At 55.4% G+C, this 10,718-nt stretch carries 6 protein-coding genes; 4 read left to right on the forward strand and 2 right to left on the reverse strand.

The window, feature by feature from the left end:
• Positions 1-55 precede the first annotated feature (55 nt).
• Entirely contained in the window at positions 56-4,345 is a 4,290-nt protein-coding gene (locus ACA052_RS15325) for a hypothetical protein (RefSeq protein ID WP_497645632.1), read from the reverse strand.
• Between the two features lie 340 nt (positions 4,346-4,685).
• Here ACA052_RS15325 and ACA052_RS15330 point away from each other — a divergent pair, with 340 nt between their 5' ends.
• The 4 genes from ACA052_RS15330 (at position 4,686) to ACA052_RS15345 (ending at position 10,146) form a co-directional block, all read left to right on the forward strand.
• A complete protein-coding gene (locus ACA052_RS15330; protein WP_497645633.1) occupies positions 4,686-5,585 on the forward strand; it encodes a bestrophin family protein in 900 nt (299 codons plus the stop codon).
• 75 nt (positions 5,586-5,660) lie between these two features.
• Positions 5,661-6,716 (forward strand): tetratricopeptide repeat protein, encoded by a 1,056-nt coding sequence (locus ACA052_RS15335; RefSeq protein WP_497645634.1) that lies wholly within the window; start codon positions 5,661-5,663, stop codon positions 6,714-6,716.
• A 260-nt stretch (positions 6,717-6,976) separates the two neighbouring features.
• On the forward strand, positions 6,977-8,479 hold the full coding sequence (locus ACA052_RS15340; RefSeq protein WP_497645635.1) for an ATPase domain-containing protein: 1,503 nt from the start codon (positions 6,977-6,979) through the stop codon (positions 8,477-8,479).
• Positions 8,476-10,146 (forward strand): ATP-binding protein, encoded by a 1,671-nt coding sequence (locus ACA052_RS15345; protein ID WP_497645636.1) that lies wholly within the window; start codon positions 8,476-8,478, stop codon positions 10,144-10,146. Before ACA052_RS15340 ends, ACA052_RS15345 begins: the two co-directional genes overlap by 4 nt.
• A 142-nt stretch (positions 10,147-10,288) precedes the next feature.
• Here ACA052_RS15345 and ACA052_RS15350 read toward each other — a convergent pair whose 3' ends face one another.
• On the reverse strand, positions 10,289-10,666 hold the full coding sequence (locus ACA052_RS15350) for a response regulator (RefSeq protein ID WP_497645637.1): 378 nt from the start codon (positions 10,664-10,666) through the stop codon (positions 10,289-10,291).
• Between the last annotated feature and the right edge of the window lie 52 nt (positions 10,667-10,718).

Below are 10,718 nucleotides of genomic sequence, written 5' to 3' on the forward strand. Positions count from 1 at the left end.
GCCGAGCCTATCCACCATCAGTTCGATCACAAACGCTTTTGGTCTCCCCCTCATTTCATTGGGGGAATCCAACCGGTGTATGTGTGGCGTTTGCATTTTGAACAGCTTTTTTTATCGGAAAAGGAACCGAATCTGTAAATGGTTGAGGAATGCTCTTTTTAATTGCATTGCTCAGCGCGCTCGGATTGGGAATAAACTTGCCAGCACTGTCGTAGGCACCCACTATTTGCGAGCCCGGAATGCCTTTCGCATAGTTTACTTGATAGGGATTAGAACCGAGCTGTAAGCCGGAACCTGCCTGCCAGTTGCTATTCCTCAGCACGTCCTTTGCGCCAACACCCCTGCCATCAATCAAATAGGTATATCCTCCTTGCTTTCCGCCATTGTGAAAAGCGCCCAGACCGTTGCTATCGTAATAACCTGATGTTTGCACGCCGGAATTAACTCCACCCTTGACCGGGGACTTAAAGCCATTGGCAAACACTTCATGGGGTGGTCGCATGTCGCCCCGCATGGCGAACCCTCGATATACATACCCCTCTTTCGGACCACCAAAATACAACACGCGTGAGCGGTCCATGAGTCTTTGTGCAACCTGAGGGCCTTTGCCCAAAGACTTCAATCGACCCACGACTACATTATTGGTAAGTTTCCGATTAACTTTATCCTGAATAACCCAATCATTCCTGACTCGCGGAGCAATCCATTTCTCTATTTTATTAGCGTTGCCCACGAGCGGTGACGCGACGTGCCCGTACTTTGGAAAGTGCTTAGCTACTTTTTCAGGAAGAACACCGGAATACTTCAAGTGTTCGCCAATTTTTCCAGCGATTCGGGAGTCCACCACCTTGGAAAACACTTTCCCCAGTACCTTCCCTATATACGGACCCGCGACTTGGCCAACCATACCTTTTACGGCATTGGCTTTATGTCGATTCGCCTCCAAGGGGTCGTCATTTAATGCCCCGCGTACATACTGAGCCGCCGAAGCACTTGCTCCCATCATAAAGGCAATACCTGCGACCGCCGCTCCTGGTAGTGCCAATATGATTGCAAAACCGGCCAATGAGTCCGCCACAACACCCATCAATTTATCGACAGTGCGCTCGGCCCATGTTGACGTCATCATGTCCATGTCAGACTTAGCCTTATCAACCACATCGGCAAACAATTCTTTAAAGGCATCATGATGCTCCCCATAATTAGTGGGACCGTCCTTCCGACCAAATATGATCGGTGTAAAAGGCCATTTATAATTTTCAAACATACCAACAGGATTAAACCCCCAAACAAATCTCCCTTGGCTGTACTTAAAATCATCATCATCCCGAGCCAACAGATCTTTTAGAGGGATTCGCTTTGACAGCTCATTTCTTAACTGAGGAAACTCTTCAATTGACTTTCCGTCTTTTTTAAAGAGCTCGACAGGACTCTCGATGACCGTTTCGTTCCCACCCAAGAAAACAAATAGTCCGTCAGGCCCCTGCCCCCTGGTTAAAAAAACAGCATTCGAGACATGAAGCATATCGCTGTACTTGCCTTGCTTGATGCCGACAGGCCTTAATCGAATTTCGTCTTTCAAAAACTTATCGGCAATTTCCCTTCCATGCTCCGAAATGTTTTTCCCTTCGCGAAAATCACTGACCAAGTGTTGCAACTTGAACTTAAAATTGTCTTTCCATAGTTCGAAGAATTTTGGTTGAGAAAGAACTTTTGCAGAACGCCCTTCATAATCTTTCCAAAGATTGCTTTGCTTCACCGCATCCTTGAACCCATCGGTATACCCGGAAGGCCAGTCGATCTTGACCTCCTCACGTGATTGCACCTCTTTTTCGTGTCGCCCCATCAACAATTCAGCCAGGGTGAACATTTTATGCCTGCTTGTTTTTTTAAAATAACCGCCATGCTTGCCATTTGGGGGTGGCAGATCGTATTCGACTCTAAACACTGTTTTATAGCTTATATCTGATTTTAAACTATCAGGTAAATCCGAGTTACCCACAACTTGCTCTACAGACGACAAGATGAATAATGACGGATCCAATACTGTCTGCAGCTCGACAAAATCCTTGATAAATATATCTGCCGCCTGGCTTATCGTGACACCGGGTGCGATTTCCTCACCCGGCCGAATAGAAATCTCGGCATCTAATGAGCGTTGTCCTGCCTCAATGAGCAAGTGTGCTGACGCATGCGCAGCTACGCCACTTTCTGAAGTTTGCATGTTGACGAACATGCCCCCGTCGCCCCCCAAGCTGCGCACCTTGCGAATGAGTCCCGGCGCGGCATCCGTTGTGACGGCGGTCTCGGTCGTTGATTCGCTATCCGGGTCTGCCTCAAACTCATCATGAGCGTCTGATGCCGCCAATACAGTGATTTCATCGAGGTAATCCTGATAGGTCACATTTTGGTCGCCTGGCACAGGTCGCTGCAAAAGTGCCTCGAGGTTCTCAATCAACTGTGGGTCGTCGGCGGGATCAAGGTAATCAGACTTGCTGATAAGTTTTTTTACTTCACTTGCAAACTCTGGAGAAACCTCAAATAAGTCCTCAAGACCCTCGACTATATTTTCATGAACTACCGAGTTTTCATCAGGCGCAGCATCAGGATAGAGTTCGAGGCCCTGCAATGGATCAATCGGCTGCTCGGGTTCAGGCAGGAACCAGTGAGTGTAAAAGTTACTGATCGCCATGTAGGCAGCAAACACACCAGCAGTTTTACCCGGATTTTGCTCGATCATGTCGCCAGTACGACTCAACACAGCCACTCCGCTGCTGATCAGGCTCGCGCTCATCCGGGCCAGCCAGCCCTGCAATTGCTCACCGACAACGTTCAATTCGGGCACGGACGGCTGATCGCTTAACGGTTCGCTAAGAGGTTGATATACGGGAGAGTGCTCAAGCGAACTAAACGGTTCTAGTAACACTTTCACCTCCTCCAGATCGGCTGAGCCATGCACGCTGTCCCACGGCATTATGTAACCGGCGATCTGGCTGACAACGTTATCCACTTGTGCAGCGAACTGCCCCAAAGTGGACCAGGCGTCTGTGCGAATAGCGGCATTCGGGGGCTCGGGTGTTGCGCCAAATGGCGGTGTTGAGAAATTGCTTTCCCCATTTTTCCACGCCTCGGTGCTTGGCTTTATTGCGATTGCGGGGCGGCCTGTTGAAATGTGGCGACTGTCCAGGCGCGCGACTCCGAACGTATCGAGCACATTAAGAACGTATAAGAGTTTGCCAGCGAAGCTCTCGGGGACACGTGGGCCAGTGTTAGTGACGCTTGAGAAAAAATCAGTATTACGCTCAAAGGTTTGAAGCTTCGACAGCAGTGTCGGAGCAGGATCGTTGACAGTGGGAAGCGGATCGGAGCCCGACCGAACGGCATCCGGAGCAGATTGATGATCCGATGCCTGGGGTTTCTGAGAGGGGGCCGATCCCGATTTGTTTAGCAGTGCAGTCACCGGTGCTGCAAAAACGCTTAGTGGCGCCGATAACGAAACCGGACGCCCCACCATGCTTTCCAGCCAGCTCGAACCTGCTATCCACTCCAGCCAGGTTTCCTTGGGCCGCTCGACAGGCTTCAGCTGTTCATTCAGAACCTCGACCTCTTTCAAAAAATGATCCGTCCAACGCACTCGATCGCTCTGTACCGGCTGGTTGAGCGCGGTAAAAAGCTCGTTCACGAGTGTTTGAGCTTCCTGGGGCGTGGGCCTGACATCAAGAACATCTTCAAGCATTCTAAGTGCGATGTTCAGCCTGCTGTCGCTTGTGCGCTGAACGTAACTGCGGGCTTTCACCGTGGTGTGCTTGATGGCCTCCCACTGAGCATCCGAAAGTAACTCTTCGTTTGCGATCCGTTCGTCGCGTTGCGTACTGGAGCGGTCGAGGTGTGACTGGATAAACCCCGCAACGCTTTCCTCGTTTGGCTCTTTCGCAAGCCTTACATTTTCTCCAAACGCAGCCTGCCATTGACGGGGTGGTAAATTACAAATGGCTTCGACCATTTCTTTTAGTCTTGTGTTGGTCAGCGTCCCCAGCGGCCGGATCGAGCGCAACATTGCGTCGGCAAACAATCCAGCAATGGCCTTGCCCGTTTCTGTTTGCAAAATTCCGCTGCGCAGGACCTCAAGTACCTCTTCTTCAGAAAATGTCGAACTCCTCAGGTGTTCCTTTAAAGCTTGCCATTGCCGGTCAACATCCCCCTGATCAACAAAGTCTCTATGAGAGGTCATGAAGTTTTTGCAGGCGAATACTGGGGGCGATATTTCAGCATCCAGTCCTGCGATATGTCCCATCACGCTGCCACCCACGTAGTGCAGGTTCTCAGGACTAGGCTCAATCGTCATAACCCTGCTGCCGAGGGGGGTTTGTACTTGGCAACTGGGGCTCGAAAAAGGTATTTGCGACAGACCACCAATCTCAGTTGCGTTACATGGGGCAAGCATTGAGTTTCTTTCCGTTCAGGCAGGTTCATTTTCAACAAGCCTAAGGACTTCACCTTTTTACATCTTGCAAAAAACGCTAATAGCGCACCCTGACTGCACAGATGGACGATTGGGTGTTACTGAGCGACCGTCGCGCAATAGATGCAATTGATGATCCCGTCAACCATAGCGATTGGACAGACACGCGCCATGCTCCTAGGCTGGAACCGCTGCGAAAGCCTCACTCAAAAAGCCGCTGCCCATGATTGTGCGTGCCAAGCCGAACCTGATCGGCATCCTGTTTTCCCTCAAAGGCTCGATTGCCAAGCGCATCGCGTTGCGCAGTCTGTTGGTCACGCTGCTGGCTTCAGTGATTGTGCTGGTCGAGACCTGGCATCCGGCGTCCTTTTCCAAGGTCAACGCCACGCCTTTCACCTTGCTGGGCCTGTCGCTGTCGATCTTCATGAGCTTTCGCAACAACGCCTGCTATGACCGCTGGTGGGAGGGCCGCAAGCAACTCGGGCAACTGATCATCGAGGTGCGCTCGCTGATTCGTCAGACCCAAGGGCTGATGGGCGAGGTTGAACGAGCGCTTCTGTTACGCGAGCTCTGTGGCTTTGCCCATGGTTTGATCGCTCGACTGCGCCGGGAAGATGAGTCGACTGCCATCGGGCCCTGGACGCAATCCGCTATAGAAGCCGACCACCCGAACCTGACCGACGCCCTCCTCCAGCGCATTGGCGGCCGCTTCTCGGCGCTTGCCCACCGTGACCGGATCAGCGAATGGCGCTACACCCAACTCGAAGCCCGGCTGGTCAGCCTTAGTCAGGTTCAGGCCAGCTGCGAACGGATCAAAAGCACGCCGCTGCCTTTCCCCTACACCTTGCTGCTGCACCGCACGATTTACCTGTTCTGCATCCTGCTGCCCTTCGCCATGGCCGAACCGCTGGGTTGGTTGACGCCCGTATTCACCGCCATTGTCAGCTACACCTTTTTTGGCCTCGATGAAATCGGCGACGACCTTGAGGACCCGTTCGGCTTTGATGAGAACGATCTGCCCTGCAATGCGATCTTGCGCACTCTGGAGCGTGAAGTGCTGGCCGCCTTGGGCAAAACCGATCTGCCGCCGGCCCTCGAGCCCATCGAGTACGTGCTGAACTGAGCCAGGGTTTGACTCACGGCCCTGCCTGACCGAAGCTGGCGCCTTTGCAAAAGCTTGCCAGCAACGGATTCCTGCATGCCCCAGTCCCGCCGATATCTGCTCATCAGCGTTTGTGCCTTGTTTGCCATGGGTCTTGCCTGGGCGTTCCTGCGCAGTTCAACTCCCGTGGTCCCGGAAGCGATCAAGCGCGGCTACAGCGAAGCGTTGACTCAGGCGCGAGCGGGTCAACCGGGGGCCGCGCGGGTCCTGTACCAGCAAATGGGGCGCCCTGATATTTCCCCCAAACGACGCATCTGGCTGCACGCCGAGCTCCCCAACTACCCGAGCCCCCAGGCCCTGAAACTGGCAGACGCGGACCTGCAACACCCTGCACCCGAGGTGCGCATTGCCGCGATCAAAAGCATCAGCGGACTGGTGCCCAACGGGCAGCGCAGCCTGTTGCTCGGGCCCTTGCTCGACGATAGCGAGCAGAGCGTGCGGCTCGCCGCGGTCAATGCGCTGCTCGGGCTTTCGCCGGATGATCTGGGCTTGTACTTCGGGCCGTTGGAGCAAGCCATCGATGCCTGGGAACAGGATCTGAAAAATGCGCCGCAAAGCGCCGCCAACTTCTACCAGCTGGCTCGACTGCATCTGCACAATGCCGAGTTGAAGGAAGCCCAACAGGCCCTCGAACAAACGTTGCATCTGGACCCAGGCAATTTACCTGCGCTAGTAATGCAGATTGATGTGTTGGACAGACAGGGGCAAAGCGACGCCGCGCGACAGTTGCTGGCCAAGCAGCTGCAGGCTCAGCCCGAATCGGCTTACTTGCAACATGCCCTGGGCCTTTGGCTGCTGCATCACGGCCAAAGTGAATTCGCCTTGCTCGGTCTGTCCAAGGCCGTGGAGCTCGAGCCGGACAACAAGGATTACCGCTACGACCTGGCCACCACGCTGCATGGCGAGGAAGAACTGGAAGCGGCGCAGAAGCAGTTACAGGAAATCGTCCAGCGCCACCCGGCCGACCGCAAGGCTCGGGTATTGCTGATCAACTATTGGAAAGAAAGCGGGCAGCTGCAGAACGTGCAGATTCTGTTGGCGCAACTTGAACAGATGAACCCCGACGATCCGGTGTTGCAGCAAGGCCTGTAAAAGATTGCCCCTGTAGCAGCTGCCGCAGGCTGCGTTCGGGTGCGCAGCGCCCGCTAACAATGGATGGCGAGTGCTGCGCACTCGAACGCAGCCTTCGGCAGCTTCTACAAGGAATACGGACAACCGCAGGCTGCGATTTTTTGCTTTTGCCACCAAAAAAGGTTGAACGCTCATCAGGGCCAAAGGTCAAGTGATCAGGCAGTCCATTCAGGCACTTACAGCCTGCTGCCTCGCTTTCCCTGGTCATGAGAGGGTTTTTTTTGTCTACATCTAACGAGTTGTTCAGTGCAAAAGCCGCCACCGGCATTGAAGGTCTGGATGACATCCTGGCCGGTGGATTGTCACGCGGCCATGTGTTTTTGCTGGAAGGTGAGCCCGGAACCGGCAAAACCACCGTCGCCTTGCATTTTCTGTTGGCCGGCGCACGAGCCGGCGAGCGCTCGTTGTACATCACGTTGTCGGAAACCGAGCGAGAGTTGCGCCAAGGGGCGTTGTCCCATGGTTGGGAGCTGGATAAGAACATCCACATCTTCGAACTGACACCGCCGGAAAGCCTGCTCAATGCAGAGCATCAGCAGAGCCTTCTGTACTCCTCCGACCTTGAGCTGGGTGAAGCCACCAAGCAGATTTTCGAAGTGGTCGAACGAGTCAAGCCCACCCGTGTGGTGCTCGACAGCCTTTCGGAGATTCGCCTGCTGGCACAAAGCTCCCTGCGTTACCGGCGCCAGATCCTGGCCATCAAACACTACTTTGTGCGTTATGACGCCACCGTGGTGTTGCTGGACGACCTGACCACCGAATCCCTCGACAAAACCGTCCACAGTGTGGCCCATGGCGTTATTCGCCTTGAGGAACTGACCCCCAACTATGGTGCCGAACGCCGGCGGATCCGCGTCGTGAAGTATCGCGGGCAGAAGTACCGTGGTGGCTATCACGACTTCACCATCATGGGTGATGGCGTGCATGTATTTCCACGCCTGGTCGCCGCCGAACATCGCGGCAAGTACATCCGCACGCAACTCACCAGCGGCATCAAGGAAATGGACGCCCTGCTCGGTGGCGGTATCGAGACTGGTTCGAGCACCTTGATCCTGGGCCCGGCCGGTACCGGCAAATCGCTGATCTCCATGATTTTCGCCGCCGCAGCCGTGGCCCGTGGCGAAAAAGCCGCGCTGTTCATTTTCGATGAAGAGCTCGGCTTGCTGTTTGAACGCATGAATAACATGGGCATCGACCTGCAGGCCCTGCAAGACACCGGCAACCTGCTGATCGAGCAAGTGGATGCTGCAGAATTGTCCCCCGGCGAGTTCTCCCACCGAGTGCGTCGTTGCGTCGATGAGCGCGGCATCAAGACCGTGGTCATCGACAGTATCAACGGCTACCAGGCGGCGATGCCTGAAGAAAACGCGCTGATCCTGCACATGCACGAATTATTGCTGTACCTCAACCGCCAGGGCGCCGCGACCTTCATGACCGTTGCCCAGCACGGGTTAGTCGGTGACATGCAAGCGCCCGTGGACATCACTTATCTGGCGGACACGGTGATTCTTTTGCGTTACTTCGAAGCGCTGGGCAAGGTGCGCCGAGCGATCTCGATCATCAAGAAACGCACGGGCAGCCATGAGTCGACCATTCGCGAATACCGCATCAGCGGCCGCGGCATGACCATCGGTGAACCGCTGGACGCCTTCCAGGGCGTATTGCGCGGCGTGCCGACCTACTTGGGTGCGAGCAATCCATTGCTGACGGATGAAATCCCGTGAGCGCTCCAAAGGCGGTGTCCGAGCGCGCGATTATTCTCGCCCCGCTAGGACGTGACAGCCAAATCGCCCTGATGATGCTCAATGAAGCGGGTTTCGAAGGTGTCATTACCCGTGACCTTGTCGGCCTATGCGGCGAGCTGGTGCTCGGCGCCGGATTACTCCTGATCTCCTCCGAAGCCTTGCTGGGCGGCGACCTGGAGCCGCTGCTCGGCCTGATCGAGCAACAGCCCGCCTGGTCGGACCTGCCCATCGTATTGCTGACCTACCATGGCGGCCCGGAACAGAATCCGGCGTCGCGATTCGGCCCGCAACTGGGCAACGTCACGTTTCTTGAACGCCCGTTCCATCCGGTCACCCTGATCAGCCTGGTGACCACCGCTTTGCGCGGGCGCCGACGACAGTATGAGGCCAGGGATCGGCTGATTGATTTGAGTCAAAGCGAACTGCGCCTGCAAACCACCCTCGAAACCCTTGAACAGCAAGTCGAGGAACGGACTGCGCAGCTGCGGCATAACGAAGAAGCCCTGCGCCAGTCGCAAAAAATGGAAGCGGTCGGCCAACTCACGGGCGGTATTGCCCACGACTTCAACAACATGCTCACCGGCATCATCGGCAGTCTGGAGTTGCTGCGTCGACGCCTGGCCCGAGGGCGTACCGACGATCTGGACAGCCTGATCGACCTGGGCGTGACATCGGCCAACCGGGCGGCCGGCCTGACCCATCGTTTACTGGCGTTTTCCCGACGGCAATCACTGGATTCAAAACCCGTGGAGATGAACACCTTGGTGGTGTCCATGGGTGAACTGCTGCAGCGCAGCATCAACGAAAGCATTCAGCTCGACATGCAGTTGAACGAGGGCCTGTGGGTCGCCGAAGCCGATCCCAACCAACTGGAAAGTGCCCTGCTCAACCTGGTGATCAACGCGCGGGATGCCATGCCCAATGGCGGCAAACTGGTGGTTAAAACCGAAAATCTACACGTGGACGCGGGCATGACCAAAGCACAGGGCAGCCTGGAACCGGGTGATTATGTGGTCTTGAGCGTCACCGATACCGGGTGTGGCATGCCGCAAAGCACTATCAACCGCGCGTTTGACCCCTTCTTCACCACCAAACCGATTGGCCAGGGCACTGGCCTCGGGTTGTCGATGATCTATGGTTTTACCAAACAATCTCGCGGCCACGTCGCCATTGACAGTGACGTGGGCAAAGGCACCACGGTGAGTCTGTTTCTTCCGCGTTTTGGCGGTGATCTGCCGCAGCACGGCCCGGTCGATACCCAGCACGCACCCTTCGCGCAGAACGGTGAGACCGTGTTGATCGTCGAGGACGATCCGGCGGTGCGGGTATTGGTCAGCACTGTGTTAAGCGAGTTGGGTTATGCCTTTGTCGAGGCGGGGGATGCGGACAGCGCGGTACCGATTCTCGATTCCGCGCAGCGTATTGATCTGCTGATCAGCGATGTCGGGTTGCCCGGCATGAATGGCCGGCAGCTAGCGGAAATTGGCCGTCAGTACCGGCCTGACCTCAGGGTGTTGTTTATCACCGGTTATGCAGAACACGCCGAGGTGCGCGGGGGCTTCCTCGATCCCGGCATGCAGATGATCACCAAGCCGTTCACCTTCGACCTGTTGACGGCGAAGGTGCGGGAGATGATCCGGACCTGAACACGGCGACCTATCGCTGCGCTGATGCGTTCCTGTAGGAGCTGTCGCAGGCTGCGATCTTTTGATCTTGTTTTTGGCATTCGTGATATCGCCAAAAATTAAGATCAAAAGATCGCAGCCTGCGGCAGCTCCTACAGGGGTATTACGAGAGCATTTCCTGCATCAGGTCTTGCAACACATCCAGATCGAAGGGTTTGCCCAGGATGGGCGCCTTGCGGGTGATCGGGCTATCGGTCTCGCGGATTTCCTGCGGATAACCGCTGATAAAGATCACCTTGAGTTCCGGTCGAAGCTTGACGGCCGGCTCGGCGATCTGCACGCCAGAGATTCCGCCCGGCAGGCGAAAATCGGTAATCATCATGTCCAGGTGCGGTTTGCTCGCCAGGATTTCAAAGGCCTGCTCGCCGTTTTCGGCCTGCAGCACCCGGTAGCCCTCCCCCGACAGATAGGCAGAAAGCACCATCAGGATCGAGGGGTCATCTTCGACGATCAATACGACGTCTTGTGCATCTTCGCTCATGGGAAGCCTTTGTTCGGTCAATAGCTGCTGATACGACCGTGAGGTCGATCAG

This window comes from Pseudomonas sp. LBUM1644 (genome assembly GCF_059716195.1).

What these genes read in the sequence shown, in the direction of transcription:
- ACA052_RS15330 (WP_497645633.1), top strand. Translation starts at nt 4,686, where the DNA reads ATGATTGTGCGTGCCAAGCCGAACCTGATCGGCATCCTGTTTTCCCTC.
- ACA052_RS15350 (WP_497645637.1), bottom strand. Translation starts at nt 10,666, where the DNA reads ATGAGCGAAGATGCACAAGACGTCGTATTGATCGTCGAAGATGACCCC.
- ACA052_RS15335 (WP_497645634.1), top strand. Translation starts at nt 5,661, where the DNA reads ATGCCCCAGTCCCGCCGATATCTGCTCATCAGCGTTTGTGCCTTGTTT.
- ACA052_RS15325 (WP_497645632.1), bottom strand. Translation starts at nt 4,345, where the DNA reads ATGACGATTGAGCCTAGTCCTGAGAACCTGCACTACGTGGGTGGCAGC.